21 protein-coding genes are annotated in these 23,268 nt (G+C 71.7%); 16 read left to right on the forward strand and 5 right to left on the reverse strand.

All coding sequences use genetic code 11. The features are described 5' to 3' along the window. Positions 1–49 precede the first annotated feature (49 nt). From ABD262_RS03900 to ABD262_RS03910, 3 genes are all read left to right on the forward strand, one after another. Positions 50–637: a helix-turn-helix domain-containing protein gene (locus ABD262_RS03900; protein ID WP_344131444.1), complete on the forward strand. Its 588-nt coding sequence runs from the start codon at positions 50–52 to the stop codon at positions 635–637. A gap of 126 nt (positions 638–763) precedes the next feature. Continuing rightward, a complete protein-coding gene (locus ABD262_RS03905; protein ID WP_344131447.1) occupies positions 764–1,144 on the forward strand; it encodes a hypothetical protein in 381 nt (126 codons plus the stop codon). After that, a complete protein-coding gene (locus tag ABD262_RS03910) occupies positions 1,144–1,749 on the forward strand; it encodes a D-Ala-D-Ala carboxypeptidase family metallohydrolase (protein WP_344131450.1) in 606 nt (201 codons plus the stop codon). The genes ABD262_RS03905 and ABD262_RS03910 overlap by 1 nt, the downstream gene beginning before the upstream one ends. A gap of 25 nt (positions 1,750–1,774) precedes the next feature. On the opposite strand, the gene ABD262_RS03915 is transcribed toward ABD262_RS03910, so the two are convergent. Then, positions 1,775–2,344 carry a GNAT family N-acetyltransferase gene (locus ABD262_RS03915; protein WP_344131453.1) on the reverse strand — a complete coding sequence of 190 codons (570 nt, stop codon included), beginning with the start codon at positions 2,342–2,344 and terminating at the stop codon, positions 1,775–1,777. Between the two features lie 160 nt (positions 2,345–2,504). On the opposite strand from ABD262_RS03915, the gene ABD262_RS03920 reads away from it, so the two are divergent. Together ABD262_RS03920 and ABD262_RS03925 are read left to right on the forward strand one after the other, a co-directional pair. Further along, entirely contained in the window at positions 2,505–3,470 is a 966-nt protein-coding gene (locus ABD262_RS03920) for an alpha/beta fold hydrolase (RefSeq protein WP_344131456.1), read from the forward strand. After that, positions 3,467–5,659: a molybdopterin-dependent oxidoreductase gene (locus ABD262_RS03925; protein ID WP_344131459.1), complete on the forward strand. Its 2,193-nt coding sequence runs from the start codon at positions 3,467–3,469 to the stop codon at positions 5,657–5,659. Before ABD262_RS03920 ends, ABD262_RS03925 begins: the two co-directional genes overlap by 4 nt. A 134-nt stretch (positions 5,660–5,793) precedes the next feature. Here the strand turns inward: ABD262_RS03925 and ABD262_RS03930 are convergent, their stop codons facing one another. Beyond that, positions 5,794–7,164 (reverse strand): cation:dicarboxylate symporter family transporter, encoded by a 1,371-nt coding sequence (locus ABD262_RS03930; RefSeq protein ID WP_344131462.1) that lies wholly within the window; start codon positions 7,162–7,164, stop codon positions 5,794–5,796. 155 nt (positions 7,165–7,319) lie between these two features. On the opposite strand from ABD262_RS03930, the gene ABD262_RS03935 reads away from it, so the two are divergent. After that, positions 7,320–8,936, forward strand: a complete 1,617-nt coding sequence (locus ABD262_RS03935; protein ID WP_344131465.1) for a sensor histidine kinase — start codon at positions 7,320–7,322, stop codon at positions 8,934–8,936. Further along, complete coding sequence (locus ABD262_RS03940; protein WP_344131468.1) at positions 8,929–9,657, forward strand: response regulator; 729 nt, start codon at positions 8,929–8,931, stop codon at positions 9,655–9,657. The genes ABD262_RS03935 and ABD262_RS03940 overlap by 8 nt, the downstream gene beginning before the upstream one ends. Before the next feature lie 31 nt (positions 9,658–9,688). Here ABD262_RS03940 and ABD262_RS03945 read toward each other — a convergent pair whose 3' ends face one another. Both ABD262_RS03945 and ABD262_RS03950 read right to left on the reverse strand, forming a co-directional pair. After that, the gene (locus tag ABD262_RS03945) at positions 9,689–10,633 is read right to left on the reverse strand and encodes an aminoglycoside phosphotransferase family protein (RefSeq protein ID WP_344131470.1); all 945 of its coding nucleotides are present in this window, start codon (positions 10,631–10,633) and stop codon (positions 9,689–9,691) included. Further along, on the reverse strand, positions 10,630–11,673 hold the full coding sequence (locus tag ABD262_RS03950) for a DUF4439 domain-containing protein (protein WP_344131473.1): 1,044 nt from the start codon (positions 11,671–11,673) through the stop codon (positions 10,630–10,632). The genes ABD262_RS03945 and ABD262_RS03950 overlap by 4 nt, the downstream gene beginning before the upstream one ends. A gap of 101 nt (positions 11,674–11,774) precedes the next feature. Between ABD262_RS03950 and rimP the strand changes: the two genes are divergently transcribed. The 9 genes from rimP (at position 11,775) to ABD262_RS03995 (ending at position 22,627) form a co-directional block, all read left to right on the forward strand. Further along, a complete protein-coding gene (gene rimP, locus ABD262_RS03955; RefSeq protein ID WP_344131476.1) occupies positions 11,775–12,401 on the forward strand; it encodes a ribosome maturation factor RimP in 627 nt (208 codons plus the stop codon). Position 12,402: 1 nt separating this feature from the next. Beyond that, complete coding sequence (nusA, locus tag ABD262_RS03960) at positions 12,403–13,515, forward strand: transcription termination factor NusA (protein WP_344131479.1); 1,113 nt, start codon at positions 12,403–12,405, stop codon at positions 13,513–13,515. Positions 13,516–13,610: 95 nt separating this feature from the next. Beyond that, entirely contained in the window at positions 13,611–13,868 is a 258-nt protein-coding gene (locus tag ABD262_RS03965) for a YlxR family protein (RefSeq protein WP_344134513.1), read from the forward strand. Between the two features lie 204 nt (positions 13,869–14,072). After that, the gene (gene infB, locus ABD262_RS03970; RefSeq protein WP_344131482.1) at positions 14,073–16,997 is read left to right on the forward strand and encodes a translation initiation factor IF-2; all 2,925 of its coding nucleotides are present in this window, start codon (positions 14,073–14,075) and stop codon (positions 16,995–16,997) included. 106 nt (positions 16,998–17,103) lie between these two features. Then, on the forward strand, positions 17,104–17,643 hold the full coding sequence (gene rbfA, locus ABD262_RS03975; RefSeq protein WP_344131485.1) for a 30S ribosome-binding factor RbfA: 540 nt from the start codon (positions 17,104–17,106) through the stop codon (positions 17,641–17,643). Then, positions 17,630–18,544, forward strand: a complete 915-nt coding sequence (gene truB, locus ABD262_RS03980) for a tRNA pseudouridine(55) synthase TruB (protein ID WP_344131488.1) — start codon at positions 17,630–17,632, stop codon at positions 18,542–18,544. The genes rbfA and truB overlap by 14 nt, the downstream gene beginning before the upstream one ends. Positions 18,545–18,554: 10 nt before the next feature. After that, positions 18,555–19,514: a bifunctional riboflavin kinase/FAD synthetase gene (locus ABD262_RS03985; RefSeq protein ID WP_344131491.1), complete on the forward strand. Its 960-nt coding sequence runs from the start codon at positions 18,555–18,557 to the stop codon at positions 19,512–19,514. Continuing rightward, positions 19,478–20,656, forward strand: coding sequence for a rod shape-determining protein RodA (rodA, locus tag ABD262_RS03990; protein WP_344131494.1), 1,179 nt, complete (start codon positions 19,478–19,480; stop codon positions 20,654–20,656). Before ABD262_RS03985 ends, rodA begins: the two co-directional genes overlap by 37 nt. A 120-nt stretch (positions 20,657–20,776) precedes the next feature. Then, positions 20,777–22,627, forward strand: coding sequence for an AMP-dependent synthetase/ligase (locus tag ABD262_RS03995; RefSeq protein ID WP_344131497.1), 1,851 nt, complete (start codon positions 20,777–20,779; stop codon positions 22,625–22,627). A gap of 31 nt (positions 22,628–22,658) precedes the next feature. On the opposite strand, the gene ABD262_RS04000 is transcribed toward ABD262_RS03995, so the two are convergent. Further along, positions 22,659–23,267, reverse strand: coding sequence for a protein-L-isoaspartate O-methyltransferase family protein (locus ABD262_RS04000; protein WP_344131500.1), 609 nt, complete (start codon positions 23,265–23,267; stop codon positions 22,659–22,661). Position 23,268 lies beyond the last annotated feature (1 nt).

Raw genomic sequence — 23,268 nt, forward strand, 5'->3', positions numbered from 1 at the left:
TGGCAACATGCGTTGCTGTTTCTGGGAAGGAATGGGTCAGAATGTCGGGATGGACGACACCGCCACCACCATCGCGAAGGCTCTCGACCAGGTGGGCCCGAGGCTCAAGCAGCTGCGCGCTCGACGTGGCGTGACCCTCAGTGCGCTGGCCGAGACCACGGGCATCTCCAAGAGCACGCTGTCGCGACTGGAGACCGGACAGCGTCGCGCGAGCCTGGAGCTGCTGCTCCCGCTGGCCCAGGCCTACCGGGTGCCCCTGGACGACCTCGTGGGCGCCCCGGAGGTCGGTGACCCCAGGGTGCGGCTCAAGGCGAGCACCCGGAACGGCCGCACGGTGCTGCCGTTGACCCGGCAGCCGGGTGGGGTCCAGGCGTGGAAGATCATCGTTCCTGCGAGCAACAGCATCCCCAAGCCGAAGGCGCACGAGGGGTACGAGTGGCTGTTCGTGCTGTCCGGTCGGATGCGGCTCGTCCTCGGCGACCACGACCTGGTCCTGGGAGCGGGCGAGGCCGCGGAGTTCGACACGCGGGTGCCGCACTGGTTCGGCAGCGACGGCAGTGGCGCAGCAGAGGTGCTGAGCCTGTTCGGTCCGCAGGGTGAGCGCGTGCACGCCAGGGCACGGACCGCGAAGGACTGATCCGTCGCGCCACCGATTCAAGTCATCTCATGCGTTTGCGGGAGTTTGCGCTCGCCGTGCACGAGTAGCGTGGACAGGTCAGCTCGGGCCGCGCAGGGAGACCCTTCTCACTCAGGGGAGGACTCAGTGACACAACTCGAGAAGTTCACGGTCGGTCCACCGGACCCCGTCACCGACTCCCGGCAGCTGCCGGTGATCACGACAGACGACGAGGACGGTTTCGTCACCGGCGCCGACCTGGCCGACGACCACCCGGACAACGGCGAGGACCCACCGGACAACGTCCTCGACGAGGTCCTGGTCGCCACGCCCGAGGAGCAGGCCGCCGCAGAGGCGGCCGCCGGAGCGGACGACGTGCCCGACGCGGCCGAGGCCGAGCTCGACGCGCTCGCCGCCGACGTCGACACCGACAACCTCGACATGTCCGGGTTCGGCCCGGAGGAGCTGGGTTTCGTCGGTCTCGACGAGTTCGTCGACCCGCGACCCGACCAGGGCGGAGGTTCGTGATGGCTGCCGTGCTCACCAGGGCCCAGGCGACGCCCATGCTGCTCGCGATCGGCTTCGACAACGCCAAGCGCGACTACATCACCGCAGTCCGGGGCTTCCAGACCGGGTGGAACCTTGGCCAGGCTCTCAAGGTGGATGGCGTGGTCGGTCAGAAGACCTCGGATGCGTTGCGGCTCTCCTTCGCCCGCAAGCGCAAGGGGCAGTCGACGATGAGCCCGCACTTCTCGTTCATCGAGTTCCGCTGCAACGACGGAGCACGCTTTCCGGAGTGCAAGCGGATCTGGGTGCTGCGCGACCATGTCCGCCGACTCGAGGCCTACCGATCCAAGATCGACGCACCGGTCCGGATCGTCTCGGGCTGCCGGTGCCCGCGGCACAACGCCGAAGTGGGCGGGGCGAAGTCGAGCCAGCACATGTACGGCACCGCGTCGGACATCGAGGGTCTCGCGTCGTTGCGTGAGAAACAGGGCTTCGCCCTCTTTGCGGGCCTCGGTTTCCGGTCGAGCAACAAGCGCGTGGTGCACGTCGACTCGCGGGACAAGGGTGGACACAACCTGACGAGCGGCAAGCCCGCGGCTCCCACCACGTGGGAGTACGCGACCTGACCGGGCCCGTTGGCGGGGCAGGGAGTCATCGGGATGCCGGTGGCTCCCACTGCTCGCGCTGCAGCCGGTAGAGCCGGTGCCGCCTGACCGGGCTCCCCTCCGGGACCAGGGGGTGGTCGAAGTCGGCGCTCTCGTCCCGCGTCATCCCGAGCTTGCGCATGACGCCCTGCGACCGCTCGTTCGCAGGCACCACCATCGCGACGACCTCGTGGAGTGCGAGCGGCCCGAAGCCGTGGGCCACGCTGGCCCGGGCCGCCTCGGTCGCGTAGCCGTGGCCCCAGGCGGAGCGCGCCAGTCGCCAGCCCACCTCGACACACGGCATGAAGGGTGCGTCGAACCGCGGGATCGAGAGGCCGGTGAACCCGATGAACGAGCCGGTCTCGGCGACCTCGACCGCCCAGAGCCCCCAGCCGCGCTCGGCGAGGAAGGTCGTGATGCGGTCGACCATCGCGTCGCTGGCCTCGCGCGTCAGGTGCAACGGGAAGTGCTCCATCACGGCCGGGTCGTCGTTGAGCGCCGCGAAGGGCTCACGGTCCTCCTCGCGCCACTCGCGCAGGACCAACCGCTCGGTATGCAGCCGGGTCACCTCGGTCACTCGTCCCACCTTCCGTCGCGCACCCACGGTGGCCCGGTCTTGTCCGGGTTGCGGGCGCGTCCTACTGTCGGCCGTGGCACACCTTGCCGTGTTTCCACGTCTCCGGGAAGGGCGCGAGACGGACGTCGACGACCCGGAAGATCGGTGGACAGTGACCGCAGTGCACGACGCTCGACCAGCACCACTCCAGCTCGCCGCGCCCTGGGGCGGCACCGGCTGGGTCAGCGACCTCGACGGGCCGGTGCACTGGGTCGACTACGGCGGACCGGACCCGGACGACGGCGCTGCGGGCGTGCCGGTGGTGATGGTGCACGGCCTCGGCGGCTCGCACCTCAACTGGGTCGGCCTCGCACCGGAGCTCTCGCGCCGACACCACGTGTATGCCGTGGACCAAGCCGGTTTCGGGCTGACCCCCGGCACCGCGGGGACCGCGACCGTGCAGGCCAACGCCCAGCTCCTCGCCCGGTTCGTCAGGGAGGTCGTGGGGTCGCCCGTGGTGCTGGTCGGCAACTCGATGGGCGGGATGGTCTCGATGCTCCTGGCAGCAGCGCACCCCGAGCTGGTGGCCGGGCTCGTGCTCATCGACCCGTCCATCCCGATCCCACGACAGCGGCCCGACCTCGCGGTCAGCGCGACGTTCCTCGTCTACGCGACACCGTTCGTGGGGGAGCGCTACCTCGCCCAGATGACCAAGCGGATGACGGACCGGCAACGGGTGCAGGGCGTGGTGAACCTCTGCTTCGCCGACCCCGGTCGTGCCGACCCCGACGTGGTCGACGCGGGGGTCGTGCTGGCCGCGCACCGAAGAGGCGTCCCGGGACAGGAGGCCGCCTTCCTCGGCGCCGCGCGGTCCTTGATGAAGGTGCTCGCCAACCCGCGCCGCTACCACTCGCTGATGTCCGGCATCGACCGTCCGGTGCTCCTGGTGCACGGTGAGCTGGACCGGCTGGTCCCGGTCGCCGCGGCCCGTGCGGTCTCGGCTCGGAACCCCCGCTGGGAGACGCACTTCCTGCCCGAGGTCGGCCACACCCCGCAGCTCGAGGTCCCGGACCAGGTGCGTGCCACGGTCGTTCCCTGGCTCGAGGCCCACGACCTCGCCCCCAGGGCGAGCACGCACTCGCCATGACCACGGCATACCTGACCTGTCCGCTGTGCGAGGCCACCTGCGGCCTGGCCGTGAGCCTGGACGGGGAGACGGTCACCTCGGTGCGCGGCGACGAGGACGACGCGTTCTCGCACGGGTTCATCTGCCCAAAGGGTGCCTCCCTCAAGGCACTCCACGAGGACCCAGACCGGCTGCGAACGCCCTTGGTGAAGCGCGACGGCCAGTGGCACGAGGCCACCTGGGACGAGGCCTTCGCGGAGGTCGACCGCCGGCTGGTGCCCCTGGTCGCCGAGCACGGCCCGCAGGCCGTCGCGTTCTACCTCGGCAACCCGTCGTCCCACAACCTCGGCGTCACCCTCTACGGCCGGGCGTTCTACAAGGCGGTGGGGACGCCGAACATCTACACCGCCGGGAGTGTCGACCAGCTGCCCAAGCACTACTCGTCCGGCTACCTGTTCGGCGACCCGCTGAGCATCCCCGTGCCGGACCTCGACCGCACCCACCACCTGCTGCTCTTGGGCGCCAACCCGTTGGTGTCCAACGGATCCCTGATGACGGTGCCTGACGCGCGGGGTCGTCTGAAGGCGATCCGCCAGAGAGGTGGCAAGGTCGTCGTGGTCGACCCGCGCCGGACCCGCACGGCAGACGTGGCCGACGACCACCACGCCATCCGGCCCGGCACCGACGCGCTGCTGCTCTTCGCGATCGTGCACGTGCTCCTCCGCGACGGCCTCGCCGGCCTCGGCCGCCTCGCCGACCACGTCGACGGTTTCGACGGCCTGGCCGAGCTGGCCGCGCCGTTCACCCCCGAGGCGGTGTCACCGCAGACCGGGATCGCGGCGAGCGAGATCGAGCGGATGGCGCGCGAGCTCGCTGCTGCCGAGAGCGCTGCCGTCTACGGGCGGATCGGCACGACCACCCAGGACTTCGGCACCCTCGCCAGCTGGTTGGTCGACGTCCTCAACGTCATCACCGGCAACCTGGACCGTCCTGGTGGGGCGATGTTCCCGCTCGCCGCCGCCGGACAGGCGAACAGCATTGCGAAGCAAGGAAGCTCGCCGAGCAAGGTGTGGCGGCACGGGCGTTGGCACAGCCGGGTGCGCGGGCTCCCGGAGGTCATGGGCGAGCTGCCGGTCGCCACCCTGGCCGACGAGATCCTGACCCCGGGACCCGGCCAGGTGCGTGCGCTGGTGGTCGTCGGTGGCAACCCGTGCCTGAGCACCCCCAACGCCGACCGGCTCCGGGAGGCGGTCCAGACCCTCGACCTCATGGTGTCGCTCGACGTCTACCTCAACGAGACCAGCCAGCACGCCGACGTCATCCTGCCGGGGCCGACGCCACTGGAGCGAGACCACTACGACGTCACCTTCACCCAGCTGTCCGTGCGCAACATGGCGAACTGGAGCCCGGCCGCCCTGGAGACCGACCAGCCGCAGGAGTGGCAGACCCTGCTCCGGCTCGCCGCCATCGCAGCGGGTCAGGGACCGGCGGCTGACGTGGGTGCCCTCGACGACCTGATGGCCAGCCAGACCGCCGCGAGGTACGGCCTGGACGTGACGGTCGCAGGGGAGCGGCGCGGACCCGCGCGGCTGCTCGACCTCATGCTTCGCGGTGGCCCCCACGACCTCACCCTGGCCGACCTCGAGGCCGCTCCGCACGGGCTGGACCTCGGACCCCTCACCCCGCGCCTGCCCGAGCTGCTGCGCACCGCCAGCGGCCGCATCGAGCTGACGCCGGAGCCCATCACCCGCGACGTGCCCCGACTCGTGGCGGCCCTCGGTCGACCACTTGCCGGGCCGGACGAGCTGGTCCTCGTCGGGCGCCGTCAGCTGGGCTCGAACAACTCCTGGATGCACAACCTCGCGCCGCTGGTCCGCGGGTCGAACACCTGCACCGTGCACGTCCACCCCGACGACGCCAACCGACTCGGGCTGCGCGACGGGGGAGCGGCGGTGGTGCGGTCCCGCGCCGGCTCGGTGACCGTCCCGGTCGAGGTGACCGACACGGTGCGCCGCGGCGTCGTGAGCATCCCGCACGGCTGGGGCCACTCCACACCGGGCGCGCGCACCCAGGTCGCGGCGGCGCACGCAGGCGTCAACACCAACGTCCTGGCCGACGACCTGTTCCTCGACGCCCTCACGGGCACAGCGGTCCTCAACGGCATCCCGGTCACGGTCGAACCCGTCGAACCCGTCGGTCAGCCGACCTGACGACCTGACGGCCTGACGGCCTGACGGCCTGATGGCCTGACGGCCTGACGGCCTGACGGCCCCGCCGTGGACGGGGCCGTCAGGATCTCTCGGTCGTGCTGTCCTCGTGGGGGGACGGCACCGACCGAGCGTTCTCAGTGTCCTTGCGTGACCGGCTCGGGGTCGCCGACGTGGTCGGGTTGGCGATCCTCGTCGATCATGGTCGCCTCGTCGAACGGCAGGTCTCCCGCGAGCACCGCGTCGAGCCGTGGCCGGTCGAGCTCGCCCACCCAGTGCCCGATCAGGACGGTGGCGACCGAGTTGCCGGCGAAGTTCGTCAGCGCGCGGGCCTCGCTCATCATCCGGTCGATGCCGACGATGAACCCGACGCCGTCGACCAGGTCGGGACGGTGCGACTGGAGCCCACCCGCCAGGGTCGCGAGCCCGGCGCCGGTCACGCCGGCCGCACCCTTCGAGGCGATGATCATGAACACCAGCAAGGAGATCTGCTGCCCGATCGAGAACGGCTTGTCCATGGCGTCGGCGATGAACAGCGACGCCATGGTCAGGTAGATGGCCGTGCCGTCGAGGTTGAACGAGTAGCCGGTCGGGACCGTGATGCCGACCACCGGTCGCGACACCCCGGCGTGCTCCATCTTGGCGATGAGGCGGGGCAGCGCGGACTCCGACGACGAGGTCGACAGGATGAGCAGGAACTCCCGCCCGAGGTACCTGAGCAACGAGAAGACGTTGACCCCGGTGAACAGCTTGAGGATGGTGCCGAGGACGACGAACACGAAGAGCGCGCACGTGATGTAGAACGCGATCATCACCTGGGCCAGGCTCTTCAGGGCGTCCAGCCCGGTGGCGCCGACGACGGCGGCCATGGCTCCGAAGGCCCCGATCGGCGCGACGTACATGATCATCGCCATCAGGCGGAACACGAGCCGCTCGAAGTGCTTGATCCCCACCAGGATCGGCTCGCCGGCGCGGCCCAGCTTCTGGAGGGCGAAGCCGACCAGGAGGGCTACGAGGAGCGCCTGGAGGACCGAGCCGGAGGTGAGCGCCGAGACGAGGGTGTCCGGGATCAGCCCGAGGATGAAGTCGACGGTGCTGGTGTGACCCTCGCCGACCTGCTTCTGGCCGGTGGCCGCGAGCTCCTTGGTGAGGTGCAGGCCCGCGCCGGGCTTGACGAGGTTGCCCACCAGGAGGCCGATCGCGAGGGCGAAGGTCGACATGGTGAGGAAGTAGCCGAGCGCGAGGCCACCGACCTTGCCGACCTGGGTGGCCTTCCGGACCGACCCGATGCCCAGCACGATCGTGCAGAAGATGATCGGCGTGATCATCATCTTGATGAGGTTGACGAAGCCGGTGCCCAGCCACTTCAGCTTGATGCCGAAGTCGGGGAAGGCGAACCCGACGATGATGCCGAGGACCATCGCCACGATCACCGCGATGTAGAGGTAGTGGGTGCGGTCCCGCTTCGGTGCGGGACGGTCGACGACGCTGTCGGCGCTGGTGCTCACGGTGCTCTCCAGGGGATCGGGTCCGGGGCGAAGGCCCTGGACGGGTGAACAAGGACGAGGGTGGGCCCGGGAGTGACTAGGGTCACGCTTGTGTTCATTGAGTTCTGCGCGCGGTCGGACCTCGCGCGGGGGGCCGGCGTGCAGTTTGCCCCGGTATGCCGGTGAGCGCACCTCGGTGGCTCACCGCACCGGCGCGGTGGAGCGTGGCAGCGCAGACCTTCGCGCTGCAGGTGCTGGTCGCCCTTCTCGTGGTCGGGGTGGGGACCGCGGCCGCGTACGCGCAGGCGCAGCGAGCCGGCACGCAGGAGGCGACGGCCCGGGCCACGGCGGTCGCCGAGACGGTCGCGAGCACGCCTTCGGTGGTGGCCGGTGTGCGTAGTGGCGCTCCCGGACCCGCCCTCCAGGAGTTCGCGGAGGACGTCCGCCGCGAGACCCGCACCGACTTCGTGGTCGTCATGAGCCCCACGGGCATCCGGTACACCCACCCCGACCCGGCCCAGATCGGTGGGCAGTTCCTCGGGCACATCGCCGCAGCGCAGGCCGGCGGCACGGTGGTCGAGGACTACACCGGCACCCTCGGTGCCTCGCGACGGGTCGTCGTCCCGGTCACCGACGAGTCGCACTCGGTCGTGGGGCTGGTCGCCGTCGGGATCCGGAAGTCCGCGGTGAGCGAGCGCCTCAGGAGCCAGCTGCCGGCGCTACTGCTCGCCGGGCTCGCAGCCGCCCTGTTGTCGGGGCTCGGGACGGCCCTGGTCAGCCGCCGGATCCGCCGCCAGACCCATGGGCTGGGCGAACGCCAGCTGCGCGAGATGGTCGAGTACTACGACGCGGTGCTGCACGCGGTGACCGAGGGGCTGCTGCTGACCGACCTCGACGGTCGACTGCGGCTCGCGAACGACGAGGCGGTCCGCCTGCTCGGCCTGCCCGACGACGCGAGGGGCCGCCCCGTGGCCGAGCTCGGGCTGTCGGCACCGCTGGTGGCGGCCCTCACGGACGGGTCACCCAGGGAGGACGAGCTGCACGTGACCTCGGCCCGGGTGCTGGTGCTCAACAAGGCCAGGGCGCAGTGGGACGGGCGACCCCTGGGGTTCGTCGCGACGGTGCGCGACCGCACCGATCTCGAGCACCTCACGGGTGAGCTCGACTCGGCCCGCGGTCTGACCGAGGCGCTGCGGTCGCAGGCCCACGAGTCGTCGAACCGCCTGCACGCCATCGTGTCCCTCATCGAGCTGGGCCACCCCGAGCGGGCGCTGGCCTTCGCCACCGACGAGCTCGAGGTCTCGCAGCGGCTCACCGACAGCGTGGTCGGCTCGGTCGGCGAGCCTGCCCTGACCGCCCTGCTGCTGGGCAAGGCCGCGCAGGCGGCCGAGCGCGGCATCGACCTCCGGATCGCCGAGGACGCCACCTGGCCACGGGACACCACGCCGGTGCGCGACGTCGTGACGATCGTCGGCAACCTGATCGACAACGCCTTCGACGCGGTGACCCCGGTCTCAGGGGAACGGTGGGTCGAGGTCTCCTCCCGTCTCGAGGGCGACCACCTGGTCCTCAGCGTGGGTGACTCCGGCCCGGGCCTGCCTCCGGACGCGGTCGACCAGGCCTTCCGCCGGGGGTTCTCCACCAAGGAGCAGGGCAGTGCCGGCCGTCGGGGCATCGGTCTGGCGCTGGTCGCACAGTCGGTCGCCCGGCTCGGTGGGCAGATGGAGGTCTCCGGGCCGCCGGGCGCCCGGTTCACCGTGCGGTTGCCGGTCGAGTCGAGGACGCATGCCTGACACCGGCCCTGACAACGACCCCGGGGCTCCGGCCGCGCACCCGACCACGTACCGGGTCCTGGTCGTCGAGGACGAGCCGGTGGCGCTGGAGGCCCACGCGGCATACGTCGAGCGGGTGCCCGGCTTCGCCGTCGCGGCGACCGCCGCCACGAGCCACGAGGCCCTGCGGGCGCTGCAGTCCACCGAGGTCGACGTCGTGCTGCTCGACATGAACTTGCCCGACCGGCACGGGCTCGACGTCATCCGCGCCATGCGGGCCGGTGGGCACCGCGCCGACGTCATTGCCGTCACCTCCGCCCGAGACCTCGACGTCGTGCGCGCGGCCGTGTCGCTCGGCGTCGTGCAGTACCTGCTCAAGCCGTTCGTCTTCGCCACCCTGCGCGACCGTCTGGAGGCCTACCGCGCCTACCGGGCCCAGCTCGGCGCCACCCAGGAGCTGTCCACCCAGGCCGAGGTCGACCGCCTCGTGGCAGGGGTGCGGACGAGCACCCCCGCCGCCCTGCCCAAGGGGATGGGGGAGGACCTGCTCGCGAAGGTCACCCGGACGCTGCGTGACGCCGGCGTCGGCCTGTCCGCGACCGAGCTGGGCGAGGCGCTCGGCGTGAGCCGCGTGACGGCGCGACGGTATGCCGAGTACCTCTCGGACAACCGGCTCGCCGTGCGCTCGCGGCGGTATGCCGGGGCCGGCCGCCCCGAGGTCGAGTACCGCTGGGTGACCTGACCGGGCCGTCGTGGGTGGCGGCGAGCGGCACTCAGCCGTCGAGCGCCTTGAGGAGTGCGACGTTGAACGACACGGCGTCCCGGTCGCCGTCCGCCGCTGCCCAGCCGGCCTCCATGGCCGTGTGCACGTAGGTCCAGGCCAGGGCCTCGTCCTCGTCGATCCCTGCTGCCTCGCAACAGATCTCGAGCCGACGGCGCACGAGGTAGCGGAAGGTCGAACCGGTGCCCAGCTCGTCGGTGCGGTTGCGCAACAAGGGCTGGATCTCGAAGCCGGGGTGCCCGGCCATGGCATGCGGGTCGATGGCCAGCCAGTCGGGCCGGCCCGAGCCCGGCAGGCTGGCGAGCACGTTCTCGTAGTGCAGGTCGGTGTGCACGAGGGTCGCGTCGCACCGCTCGTCGGCGGTGAGGTCGCGCACCAGGGTGGCCGTGCGCTCCAGCATCCGTCGAGGGAGTGCGCCCTCCGCGGACTCCAGCTTCGCCAGCTGTTCGCGGGCGAAGGTCGACAGCCGCCGCAGGCCCGGCGGGGCCGGCACGTGGAGCTGGCGGAGCAGCTCGCCGGTGGTCGTGCAGGCGGTGTCGACGTCGACCGAGCGCAGGTCGCGGGTCGGGTCGAGCGCCTCGAGCAGCAGGGCGCTGCGGCCCGGGTCGGCAGCGACCAGGCGGACCGCCCCGCGGCCGTCCCAGTGCCGCAGCACGAGCGGCTCGTCACGCGCCTCCACGTGGGGCCAGACCAGCTTGAGGGCCAGCCGCTCGCCGTCCCGTCGCACCGGCACGACGACCGCGGTCCAGCCGGTGCGACCGGCGCCGAGGGGCTCCAGGCCCCAGTCGTCGAGCAGGTCGGCCAGCAGCCGGGGGAGCCGGGCCGACCAGTCGGCGCCGGACGGGCCACCGACCGCGCCGTCCTGCGCCGAGAAGCGGTGGACGAACGTGCGGAAGCGTGCCGGGACGAGCTCGACCACGTCCTCCGAACGCGTCACGACAGGCCGGGGAAGGCCGAGAGCCGCACACCCCAGCGCGACGCCAGCACCTCGGTGTCGGCCAGCCACTGCACGAGGGCGCCGAGTGGTCCGAGGTCGCCGTTGGTGGAGCCGAGGTCGCGGGCGACCGAGGCGCGCAGGTCCGTCAGGACCCGGGCAGCGAGTCGGCGCGCCGCCGTCGGCGTGGTCACGGCGAACGGCAGGGGGTAGCCCAGGGCCGCAGGACCCGCCGAGGCGCCGGCCAGGGACTCCTGCTCGCTCGCCCGCGACTGCAACGCCGCCAGGGTGGCGCGGGCGAGGGTCCGCTGCGGACCGGTGGGGGACTGCGCCGCCACCACCTCGAACGCGTAGACGGCCGCACGGGTGCTCTCGAGGTAGGACGCCGCGAGCGACGGTGCCGACCAGGTCGGCTCCGGCCACGTGGCGGGGGCTCCGAGCAGGCTCGCGGCGGCGGCGCGCTGGGCCAGCAGGCTCCCGACGAGCGGGACGGCGCTGCCGGGCACCCTGGCCAGCGAGGCGATGGCCGTCGGACCCAGGTCGCTGGCCTCCTCGGCGGCCAGGGCCTTCGGCCCCGCGACGGGAGACGTGCCGGCGGTGGTCGTTCCCGTGGAGGTCGCCGTGGTCGTCGCTCGCGTCGTGGGTGCGCTGGTCGACCCGGTCGTGGCCGTCGCCGCAGGGGCGGACGCATCGTCGAGCACCTTCTGCGGCACCCCGAGGCGCAGCAGCTCGGCCCGGAGGACCGCCACCTGGCGTCGGTGCAGCCCGGCCAGCCGGGCCGGCACCCCCGTGGCCGGTCCGCCGACGCCTGCGGCGCGTTCGGCCAGGGCGTCGGAGTGCCGCCAGAGGGCGATGAGGAAGGCCTCGCCGGCGATCGGTGCGCGGGTCGGGATCAGGGGCACCCTCGGTGCGTCGTCCTCGAGCCGGATCCCGCAGGCCGCCAGGGACATCGCGGCCACCGACCCGAGGGCGAGGCCGACCCCCGCGGTGAGGACGCCACGCCGGGAGGGGCACGGCGGCATACCGGGGTCGACCTGTGGCATGCGCCGATCATGGCATGCCGACCGGTGCGGGCATGCGGCCCACTCGGGGCGCCGATAGAGTGGCGCTGCACCACCACCAGAACTTCAGAGAGGACGAGTCAGTGAGCGTCAAGGAACAGATTCGTCCCGCCGTCGAGGCGCCCCTGCGCGACCTCGGACTGCTGGTCGAGGACGTCGCCGTGACCCCTGCCGGCAAGCGCCGCCTCGTCCGCATCTGGATCGACCGCGTCCTCGACGACACCGGTGACACGACCTCCGTCACGCCCCCGCTCACCCTCGACGAGGTGGCCGACGCCACCCGCGCCGTGAGCGACGCGCTCGACGAGACCGGAGCGATGGGTGAGCAGCCCTACACGCTCGAGGTCGGGTCGCCCGGCATCGACCGACCGTTGACCGAGCCCCGGCACTTCCGGCGGAACGTCTCACGCCTGGTCACGCTCACCCTCGTCGAGGGTGAGCCGGTGACGGCGCGCATCACCGCCGCCGGGGACTCCGGCGTCACCCTCGAGGTGCCCGCCACGAAGAAGGACCCGTCCCGTTCCGTGCACGTCGAGTATGCCGACGTGGTGCGGGCCGCCGTGCAGGTCGAGTTCTCCCGGCCCTCCGCCCGCGCCGACGGACCGGCGGACGAGCACGACGACGACCAGTACGACGAGCACGACGACGACCAGCACGACGCCGACCACGACGACGCCGACCACGGCGTCGACCCCGCTGAGGAGCACTGACATGGACATCGACCTGGCCGCACTGAGGGCCCTCGAGAGGGAGCGCGACATCTCCCTCGACATCCTCATCCCCGCCATCGAGCAGGCCCTCCTCGTCGCCTACCACCGCACCGACGGCGCCTACCGCAACGCCCGCGTCGAGCTCGACCGCAAGTCCGGTCACGTCGTGGTCTGGGCCAGGGAGGAGATCGAGCAGCCCGAGCCGCAGCCGACCGACTCCGAGGACGGCACCGAGTCCGACCCGCCGCCGGCCCCCGCCGAGCGTGCGCCGCGCGAGTACGGCCCGGAGTTCGACGACACCCCGACCGGCTTCGGCCGCATCGCCGCCTCCACCGCGCGCCAGGTCATCGTGCAGCGGCTGCGTGACCTCGAGGACGACGCGATCATGGGCGACTTCAAGGGTCGCGAGGGCGACGTCGTCGCCGGCGTCATCCAGCAGAGCCCGGACCCCCGGGTGGTCACGGTCGACTTCGGCACCGTCGAGGGCATCCTGCCCCTCGCCGAGCAGGTGCCGGGAGAGCGCTACGTCCACGGTGAGCGGCTGCGCTGCTTCGTCGTCTCCGTGCGTCGCGGACCCAAGGGCCCGCAGATCGGACTGTCCCGCACCCACCCCAACCTCGTGCGCAAGCTCTTCGCCCTCGAGGTGCCCGAGATCGCCGACGGTTCGGTGGAGATCGCCGCGCTGGCCCGCGAGGCCGGCCACCGCACCAAGATCGCGGTCCACTCCAAGGTCGCCGGTCTCAACGCCAAGGGCGCCTGCATCGGGCCGATGGGTGCCCGCGTGCGCGCCGTCATGACCGAGCTGCACGGCGAGAAGATCGACATCGTCGACTACTCCGACGACCCGCGCACCTTCGTGGCCGCAGCGCTGTCGCCCTCGCGGGTGCAGTCGGTCACGATCGTCGACCAGACGCTGCGCTCGGCGCGGGTGGTCGTGCCCGACTACCAGCTCTCCCTCGCCATCGGCAAGGAGGGCCAGAACGCCCGCCTGGCGGCCAAGCTGACCGGCTGGCGGATCGACATCCGGCCCGACACCGCGCCCGTCGACAGCCCCCGCGACCGGCCCGTGGAGGCCCCCGCCGCTGGTGCTGGTGACGCAGCCGAGCGGCAGTAGGGGCTAGACTGGTGGAGACCGACCGGACTGGACTCCGGCCAGCGGCATCGAGCACGACCATCCACACCTCGCACGGGCAACCGACCCGGACGTGTGTGGGGTGCCGCAGGACGGATAGCCGGTCGGCACTCCTGCGAGTGGTCGCGGAGACGGATGAGGCCGGAGTGATCCGGCTGAGCCCCGACCCGCGGCGTCGCCTGCCGGGGCGCGGCGCTTGGCTGCACCCCACGGGCGACTGTCTCGAGCAGGCCTTGCGCCGCCGGGCGTTCGGTCGTGCGCTGCGTGTCGGCGCCGCCCCGGATCCGGCAGCGGTCACCGCATACGTGGCAGGCCTGGACCAGACCACGAGCTAGGGAGTTGGTGCGCCCCGCAATCCCCCTCGTCCCGAGGGGACCGTACGCCTCCGAGGACACCGTCCACGGAGCCGGCTATGTCAATCGAACCGAGATTGGGTTTGACGCTGATGAGCATCCGATGAGAACTCAGCAATGAGCTCCAACCAGCTTTAACGACGGTCCGCGCCTGTCACCTGACTGCGGACCAGGAACAGGAGAAACGTGGCCAAGGTCCGTGTAAGCGCGCTCGCCAAAGAGCTCGGAACCGACAGCAAGACGCTGATCGCCCACCTCAACAGCATCGGCGAGTACGTCAAGACCGCCAGCTCGACCATTGAGGCACCCGTCGTCAGGAAGGCGACGGAGACCTTCCCGGAGGACCTGAAGAAGGCCCCCGCCAAGAAGGCAGCTGCCAAGCCTGCCGGTCCGGCCGCCCCGGCGGCCCCGACCGCAGCCAAGACTGCTGAGCCGGCCGCACCCGCGCCGGCTCCTGCCGCCCCCGCGGCTCCTGCTGCTCCCGCAGCAGAGCCCACCCCTGCGCCGGCTCCCGCAGCCGCCGCTCCGGCTGCGCCCGCCGCAGCCGCGCCCTCCGCACCGGCTCCTGCGGCTCCGGCCGCGCCCGAGGCTCCTGCGGCCCGGGCGGATGTCCAGTCCGCGCGTGACGGTGGTCAGCAGGGTCCCGGCGTGCCGGCGTCCCCGCGGCCCGGCAACGCACCCCGCCCCGGTGGCTCGGCACCTCGTCCGGGCGCCCCGCGTCCGGGCAACAACCCGTTCGCGCCCAGCCAGGGCATGCGGACCGGTCGTGACGGCGGCCCGTCCGCCCGTGAGGGTGCACCCCGCGAAGGCGCGCCCCGTGAGGGTGGCGGCCGCGAGGGTGCGGCCCGTCCGGGCAACAACCCGTTCGCGCCCAGCCAGGGCATGCCGCGTCCCCAGAGCCGTCCCGGCGCAGCCGGTCCGCGCCCCGGTGGCACGGCCGGACCCGGTGGACCGCGTCCAGCCGGTGCCCGTCCCAGTCCCGGCATGATGCCCGACCGCAGTGCGGTCGGTCGTCCCGGTGAGCGTCCCGCCCGTGGTGGCGCCCGTGGGCCCGGTGGCCCCGGCGGTGCCGGTGGTGGACGTGGCCCGGGTGGTCCCGGTGGTCCCGCCGGTGGCGGTGGCTTCGCCGGTCGCCCCGGCGGCGGTGGCTTCCGTGGTGGCGCCGGTCGCGGCTCGACCGCAGGAGCCTTCGGCCGCGGTGGTGGCCGTCCCGTGCGCGGACGCAAGTCCAAGCGTGCGAAGCGCCAGGAGTTCGAGCAGATGCAGGCCCCGTCGCTGGGTGGCGTCACCGTGCCCCGTGGCAACGGCACGACCCTCATCCGGGTCCGTCGTGGCTCGTCGCTGAGCGACTTCGCCGACAAGATCAACGCCAACCCCGGTGCACTGGTGACGGTGCTCTTCCACCTCGGCGAGATGGCCACGGCCACCCAGTCGCTGGACGAGGACACCTTCAAGCTGCTCGGCGCCGAGCTCGGCTACGACATCCAGGTCGTCTCCCCCGAGGAGGAGGAGAAGGAGCTGTTCGACGCCTTCAACATCGACCTGGAGACGGGCATCGAGGGCGAGGACGACGAGGATCTGGAGGCGCGTCCGCCGGTCGTGACCGTGATGGGTCACGTCGACCACGGTAAGACGCGACTGCTCGACGCGATCCGCAACGAGGACGTCGCCGGTGGCGAGTCCGGTGGCATCACCCAGCACATCGGTGCCTACCAGGTGCACAAGCTGCACGAGGGCGTCGACCGTCCGATCACCTTCATCGACACCCCGGGTCACGAGGCGTTCACCGCCATGCGTGCCCGTGGTGCCAAGGTGACCGACATCGCGATCCTCGTGGTCGCGGCCGACGACGGCGTCATGCCGCAGACCATCGAGGCGCTCAACCACGCCCAGGCCGCGGACGTGCCGATCGTGGTGGCGGTCAACAAGATCGACGTCGAGGGTGCGAACCCGGCCAAGGTGCGCCAGCAGCTGACCGAGTACAACCTGGTCGCCGAGGAGTACGGCGGCGAGACGATGTTCGTCGACGTGTCGGCCAAGGCCGGCCAGAACATCGACGCGCTGCTCGAGGCCGTCCTGCTCACCGCCGACGCCGCGCTCGACCTGCGTGCCAACGCCGACCGCGACGCCCGCGGTGTCGCGATCGAGGCCAACCTCGACCGTGGCCGTGGCGCCACGGCCACAGTGCTGGTCCAGGCCGGCACGCTGCACGTCGGTGACGCGATCGTCACGGGTTCGGCCTACGGCCGCGTCCGGGCAATGCTCGACGAGCACGGCAACAACCTCACCGAGGCGGGTCCGTCCCGTCCGGTGCAGGTGCTGGGTCTGTCCTCGGTCCCGCGCGCCGGTGACACCTTCGTGGTGGCCCCGGACGACCGCACGGCCCGTCAGATCGCCGAGCGTCGTGAGTCCGCGGACCGTCAGGCCTCGCTGGCCAAGGCCCGCAAGCGCATCTCGCTCGAGGACCTCACCGAGGCCCTCGCAGCAGGCAAGGTCGAGACCCTCAACCTCATCCTCAAGGGTGACGTCTCCGGTTCCGTCGAGGCCCTCGAGGACGCGCTGCTCCAGATCGACGTGGGCGACGAGGTCGACCTGCGGATCATCGACCGTGGCGTCGGCGCGATCACGATGAACAACATCAACCTGGCCATGGCGTCCAGTGCGGTGATCATCGGGTTCAACGTCCGTGCCGAGGGTCAGAACGCCGACTACGCCGAGCGCGAGGGCGTCGAGATCCGCTACTACTCGGTGATCTACCAGGCCATCGAGGAGATCGAGGCGGCCCTGAAGGGCATGCTCAAGCCGGAGTTCGAGGAGGTGGAGCTCGGCACCGCCGAGATCCGCGAGATCTTCCGCTCCAGCAAGTTCGGCAACATCGCCGGGTCGATCGTCCGCAGTGGCGAGATCAAGCGCGGCACCCGGGCGCGGATCACCCGCAACGGTGTGGTCGTGGCGGAGAACATCGAGATCGCCGGTCTGCGCCGGTTCAAGGACGACGTCACCGAGGTCCGCGAGGGCTTCGAGTGCGGCATCAACCTGGGGTCGTTCAACGACCTCCAGATCGGTGACCTCATCGCGACGTCCGAGATGCGCGAAAAGCCGCGCGACTGATGCGTATGCGGTGCGGCCGGGGCGAGAGCCTCGGCCGCACCGCGCGCTCGTCCCTCCCGGCGTCGCCGGGAAACCAACCACCTCTGCAGCAGCAAGGAGTCCTCGCATGGCTGACGCCGGACGTGCCCGCAAGATCGCCGACCGCATCAAGACCCTGATCGCGGCGAACGTCGAGTCGATCGTCAAGGACCCCGACCTGGGCTTCATCACCATCACCGACGTGCGGGTGACCGGTGACCTGCAGCACGCCTCGGTCTTCTACACCGTGTTCGGTGACGAGACCCAGCGCGCCAAGACCGCCGCCCTGCTGGAGAAGAACAAGGGCCGGCTCCGCTCCTTCGTGGGCGGTCAGATCCAGATCCGGCTGACGCCGAGCCTCGACTTCTTCGCCGACGCCATCCCCGAGACCGCCGCCCACCTCGAGGACCTCCTGCGCGAGGCCAAGGAGCGCGACGAGGCCGTCGCGGCCGCGGCCGCCGGTGCGACCTACGCGGGCGAGGCAGACCCCTACAAGAAGCCCGAGCCGGGCGACGAGGACGACCTCGACGGGGCCACGGACGGCACCGACCCCGACAGCACCGGCAGTACGGACGACAGCACGGACACCGACGGCACGCAGGACCTCGGCGCGGATGCCCGCGCCTGACGGCCTGCTCGTCGTCGACAAGCCGTCCGGCTGGACCAGCCACGACGTGGTCGGTCGGGCCCGGCGGCTGTGCGCGACCCGCAAGGTCGGCCACGCCGGCACGCTCGACCCGATGGCCACCGGGGTCCTCGTGCTGGGCATCGGCCGGGCCACCCGGCTGCTGACCTTCCTGGTGGGGTGCGACAAGGACTACACGGCCACCATCCGGCTGGGTCAGACCACGATCACCGACGACGCCGAGGGCGAGGTCACCGCGACGGTGGCCGCCGACGGCGTCACCACGGACCGTCTCGCCGCGGCCGTGCGAGAGCTGACCGGCGACATCCAGCAGGTCCCGAGCTCGGTCTCGGCCATCAAGGTCAAGGGTGAGCGGTCCTACCACCGCGTCCGTGCGGGCGAGGACGTCGACCTCCCGCCCCGACCCGTGACGGTCAGCCGGTTCGAGGTGCTGTCGACCCGCGCGGGTGAGGTGGACGGCATACCCGTGCTCGACGTGGACGTCGAGGTGACGGTGAGCTCCGGCACCTACGTCCGGGCGCTGGCGCGCGACCTCGGCTCCGCGCTCGGGGTGGGGGGCCACCTCACCGCGCTGCGCCGCACCCGCGTCGGCGCGTTCACGCTCGACCGGGCCCACGACCTGACCGCGCTGGGCGAGGTGGGCGACCCGGAGCAGATCCCGGTCACGCGCCTGGCCGACGCGGCCCGGGCGCAGTTCGCAGTGCGCGAGCTCACCGCCGAGGAGACCACGGCCGTGGGCTACGGCCAGCGGGTGGAGTCGGCCCAGCAGGGTCGCACCGAGCCGGTCGCGGCCTTCGCCCCGGACGGGCGGCTGGTCGCGATGCTCGATGAGTCGGGCCCCCGAGCCAAGGCGCACGTCGTGTTCGCCCCGGCTGGTTCGTAGAGTGTCCTCCGTGCACCGCTGGACCGACCCCACCGCGACCCCTGACGGCCTGCGCCCCTGCGTGGCCACCTTCGGCAACTTCGACGGCGTCCACCTCGGCCACCGCGCCGTGCTGGCGCGACTCGTCGCCGAGGCGGCCGAGCGCCACCTGCCGAGCGTCGCCGTCACCTTCGACCCCCACCCGGCCACGATCTTCCACCCCGACACCCTCGAGCTGATCTCGCCCGGGCGGCTGCGTGACGAGCTGCTCGCCACCACCGGGATCGACGGCCTGCTCGTGCTCGACTTCACCGAGGAGTTCGCCCAGCAGACCGCTGAGGAGTTCATCGTCCACACCTTCGTCGAGACCCTCGGGGTGCGGGCGATCGTCGTGGGCGAGGACGCCCGGGGGTTCGGCCGGGGCTACACCGGCGACGTCGGCACCCTGGCCGCCCTCGGCGAGGTGCACGGGTTCGACGTGATCGTGCTGGAGGACCTCGGCAACGGCGAGCGGTGGTCGTCCTCCGCCGTCCGCCGCCACCTCGCTGCCGGCGAGATCGCGCAGGCCTCGGCCATCCTCGGCCGGCCGCACCGGATGACCGGCACCGTCGTCCACGGCGCCCACCGCGGGCGCGAGCTCGGCTACCCGACCGCCAACCTCTCGCCCGACTCGCTGGGCCTGGTGCCCGCCGACGGCGTGTATGCCGGGTGGCTCACCCGCGTCTCGAAGCCCGAGAACGACCCCGAGCGGACCCTGCCGGCAGCCATCTCGGTCGGCACGAACCCGACCTTCGACGGCACCCTGCGGACCGTCGAGGCCTACGTCCTCGACCGCACCGACCTCGACCTCTACGACGAGGAGGTCACCGTCGAGTTCGTCCACCGGATCCGGCCGACCCTGCGGTTCGACTCGATCGAGGAGCTGCTCGAGGCGATGGCCGGGGACATCGACACGTGCCGACAGGTCCTGGCCTCGATCGTCCCGTCCTGACCCGGTCCCGCCACGGCGGGCTGTGGGCCAGGGCGAGCGGTGGCGCCGCGCTGTGGGCGCGTAGCGACTGGGGACTGGTCGTGGCCGCCCTCGGCCTTTCGCTGGTCGGTGCCCTCCTCGTCTACTCCGCCACCCGTCACCAGAGCGGCACCGCCTACCTCGCCAGGCACCTGTTCAACACGGCCGTCGGAGTGGCGCTCGCCGCGGCGGTCACCCGGACCGGCTACCAGTGGCTGCGAGCCGCGGCACCGTTGCTCTACCTGGTCGCCGTCGCGGGCCTGGTGCTCGTGCTCACCCCGGTCGGCTCGACGGTCAACGGCTCGCACTCGTGGATCCTGCTGCCGGGGGGCTTCTCCGTGCAGCCCTCGGAGTTCGCGAAGGTGGCGCTGTGCCTCGGGCTGGCGATCATCCTGGGCGAGCGGATCGACCGGCAGGCGCAGCCCGACGCGCGTGACCTGCTGTTCGCCGTCGTGGTGGCCGCCGTGCCGATCGGGTTGGTCATGCTCCAGCCCGACCTGGGCTCGGCGCTCGTGCTGGGGGCGCTGGCCTTCGGCGTGGTGGCCGTGGCCGGCACCCCCAAGCGCTGGCTGGCCGCGGCCGTGGCGCTCCTGGCCGCCGGCGTGGTCGCTGCCCTCACCACCCCGCTGCTCAGCGACTACCAGCGCGACCGCCTCACCGCCTTCGCCGACCCGCAGGCCGACCCGCAGGGGATCGGCTACCAGACCCGGCAGGTGCGGATCGCGATCGGGTCCGGCGGGTGGCAGGGGCAGGGCCTCTTCGAGGGCCGGCAGACCCAGGGCGGGTACATCCCCTTCCAGCAGACCGATTTCGTCTTCTCGGTGGCGGGGGAGGAGCTGGGGTTCCTGGGCGCCGCGGGCCTCCTGCTCCTGCTCGGCTTCGTGGTGCTGCGAGCGGTCCTCGTGGCGGCGCGCGCGCAGGATGCCTTCGGTCGGCTGATGGCCTCCGGCGTGGCCGTCTGGTTCCTGTTCCAGGTCTTCGAGAACGTCGGGATGAACCTGGGGATCATGCCGGTCACCGGTCTGCCGCTCCCGTTCCTGTCCTACGGCGGATCCTCGATGTTCGCCTGCTGGCTGGCCATCGGGCTGGTCAACAACGTCCACCTGGCGTCGCGGCGTCGGTGATCCCGCCGGGCTCTTGTGGGACGTCCAACCTTTTGGCCACAATCGTGCTCGTTCAGCCCCACTGCGCCCCGGTGCATGGCACTATCCCCGGCAACCCCTGCACCGAGCCGAGGACGGTCAATGTCGTCTCACACACCCCTACACACCGCCCAGAACGAGCGCGTCAACGACGCGGTCCTGGAGCAACGCGCTGAGACGGTCGCGCACCTGTTCCGCGACCGCGTGGCGAAGTCGCCGCACGCCGAGGCGTTCCGTTTCGCCGAGGACGACTCGTGGTCGTCGGTCACGTGGACCCAGGTCCGGGAGCGCGCCTACCGCCTCGCCGCCGGCCTGGTCGCCCTCGGGGTGCGCCCGGAGGACCGCGTGGCGATCGCGTCCTCGACGCGGTACGAGTGGGCCCTGACCGACCTCGCCGTGATGTGCGCCGGGGGTGCCACCACGACGATCTACCCCACGACCATCGCCCCCGACGTCGCCTACATCCTCGCGAACTCCGGGAGCGTCGTCGTCTTCGCCGAGGACGACGACCAGATCGCCAAGCTCTGGGAACGTCGCGTCGACCTGCCCGAGATCACCCGGGTCGTGACCTTCGACGGCACGTCCGACGGCGAGTGGGTGATCAGCCTCGACGAGCTGGAGCAGATGGGCGTCGAGCTGCTCGCCACGAACTCGTCCGTGGTCGACGACCGGATCGACGCACTCACCAAGGACCAGCTCGCGACGATCATCTACACCTCGGGCACCACCGGCCGCCCCAAGGGGGTCCGGCTCACCCACGACGCCTGGACCTACGAGGCGGCCGCGGTCGACTCCATCGGGATCCTCGACTCCAACGACCTGCAGTACCTCTGGCTGCCGCTGGCGCACGTGTTCGGCAAGGTGCTGCTCACGCTGCCCCTGCAGATCGGCTTCCCGACCGCCATCGACGGTCGCGTCGACAAGATCGTCGACAACCTGGCCGTGGTGCAGCCGACCTTCATGGGTGCAGCGCCCCGGATCTTCGAGAAGGCCTACGGGCGGATCACGATGATGATGGCCGCCGAGGGTGGCCTCAAGGAGAAGCTCTTCCTGTGGTCGGTGTCCGTCGGTCGCGAGGTTGCCGCCATGCGCGCCCGGGGCGAGGAGCCCACGGGTCTGCTGGCCAAGAAGCTCGCCCTGGCCGACAAGCTCGTGCTGCACAAGGTGCGCCAGCGCTTCGGTGGCCGGATCCGGTTCTTCATCTCGGGTTCGGCGGCCCTGAACAAGGACATCGCCAACTGGTTCGACTCGATCGGCCTGACCATCCTCGAGGGTTACGGCCTCACCGAGACCAGCGCGGCGTCGTTCGTGAACCGGCCGTCCAGCAACCAGATCGGCACCGTGGGCTGGGCGCTGCCCGGCACCGAGGCGAAGATCGCCGAGGACGGCGAGGTGCTGCTGCGCGGGCCGGGCGTCATGGAGGGCTACCACGACAAGCCCCAGGAGACCGCCGAGACGCTGGATGCCGACGGCTGGCTGCACACGGGTGACATCGGCACCCTCGACGACCGGGGCTACCTCAGGATCACCGACCGCAAGAAGGACTTCTTCAAGACCTCCGGTGGCAAGTACGTCGCGCCGTCGCTGATCGAGTCGACCTTCAAGGGCCTGTGCCCCTACGTCAGCCAGTTCATGGTCTACGGCGCCGACCACAACTTCGTCACCGCCCTGGTCACGCTCGACCCGGAGGCGATCAAGGAGTGGGCCGAGCTGCACGGGGTCCCCGGTGACTACCGGGCCATCGTGACCTCGAAGGAGGCGCGCGACATGGTCCAGGTCTACATCGACAACCTCAACGTGAACCTCAACCGGTGGGAGCAGATCAAGAAGTTCACCATCCTCGACCACGACCTCACCATCGAGGACGGCCACCTGACCCCCAGCCTCAAGCTGCGGCGCAAGGCGGTCAGCGAGAAGTACCAGGAGACGCTCGACGCCCACTACAAGGGCTGAGCACGACACCGGCTGGTCAGGACCCGGGGCGTCACGCCCCATCGGGCGGGTCGGCGACGAGGGGCACGAAGCGGTACCACCCGTGCTCCTCGACCGCCGGCCCGTCGTCGTGCGCCTGGGCCCCTCCGGCGGCCCGCACGCGGAGCATCCGTCCTGCGACCGGGACGACGAGCACGCCGTCGGGAGCGAGCTGGGCGACCAGCTCGGCCGGCAGCACGGATGCCTGCGCCGACACGAGGATGCGCTCGTAGGGTTTCCCGGCGGGCCATCCGAAGGTGCCCGGCACGGCGCGCTCGACGTGCGCCCACGGCATACCTGCGCCGGCGAGGTTCGCCGCTCCGAAGGCGACCAGCTCGGGCACCCGCTCGACCCCGGTGACGCTGCCGGCGGGGCCGGTCAGGTGCCCGAGGAGCGCGGTGGTCCAGGCCGATCCCGACCCCACGTCGAGGACGCGGTCACCGGGCTGGACGTCGAGCAGCTCCAACATCCGGCGGACCGTGGTCGGCTGGCTGTTGGTCTGACCGTGACCGATCGACAGGGGAGTGTCACGGTCGGCGTGGGCGCGCTGGTCGGGCGGCAGGTAGCCGGTGCGAGGCACCGCCTCCAGGGCCGCGGCAACGCGTTCAGCCGTGCTCGGCACG

Source organism: Pedococcus bigeumensis (genome assembly GCF_039531795.1).
Classification (GTDB): Bacteria; Actinomycetota; Actinomycetes; order Actinomycetales; family Dermatophilaceae; genus Pedococcus; species Pedococcus bigeumensis.

Coding starts and splice junctions, on each gene's coding strand:
- ABD262_RS03995 (WP_344131497.1), top strand. CDS start 20,777: ATGTCGTCTCACACACCCCTACACACCGCCCAGAACGAGCGCGTCAAC.
- ABD262_RS03950 (WP_344131473.1), bottom strand. CDS start 11,673: ATGCCACAGGTCGACCCCGGTATGCCGCCGTGCCCCTCCCGGCGTGGC.
- ABD262_RS03925 (WP_344131459.1), top strand. CDS start 3,467: ATGACCACGGCATACCTGACCTGTCCGCTGTGCGAGGCCACCTGCGGC.
- truB (WP_344131488.1), top strand. CDS start 17,630: ATGCCCGCGCCTGACGGCCTGCTCGTCGTCGACAAGCCGTCCGGCTGG.
- ABD262_RS03940 (WP_344131468.1), top strand. CDS start 8,929: ATGCCTGACACCGGCCCTGACAACGACCCCGGGGCTCCGGCCGCGCAC.
- ABD262_RS03900 (WP_344131444.1), top strand. CDS start 50: ATGGACGACACCGCCACCACCATCGCGAAGGCTCTCGACCAGGTGGGC.
- nusA (WP_344131479.1), top strand. CDS start 12,403: ATGGACATCGACCTGGCCGCACTGAGGGCCCTCGAGAGGGAGCGCGAC.
- ABD262_RS03910 (WP_344131450.1), top strand. CDS start 1,144: ATGGCTGCCGTGCTCACCAGGGCCCAGGCGACGCCCATGCTGCTCGCG.
- rbfA (WP_344131485.1), top strand. CDS start 17,104: ATGGCTGACGCCGGACGTGCCCGCAAGATCGCCGACCGCATCAAGACC.
- ABD262_RS03935 (WP_344131465.1), top strand. CDS start 7,320: ATGCCGGTGAGCGCACCTCGGTGGCTCACCGCACCGGCGCGGTGGAGC.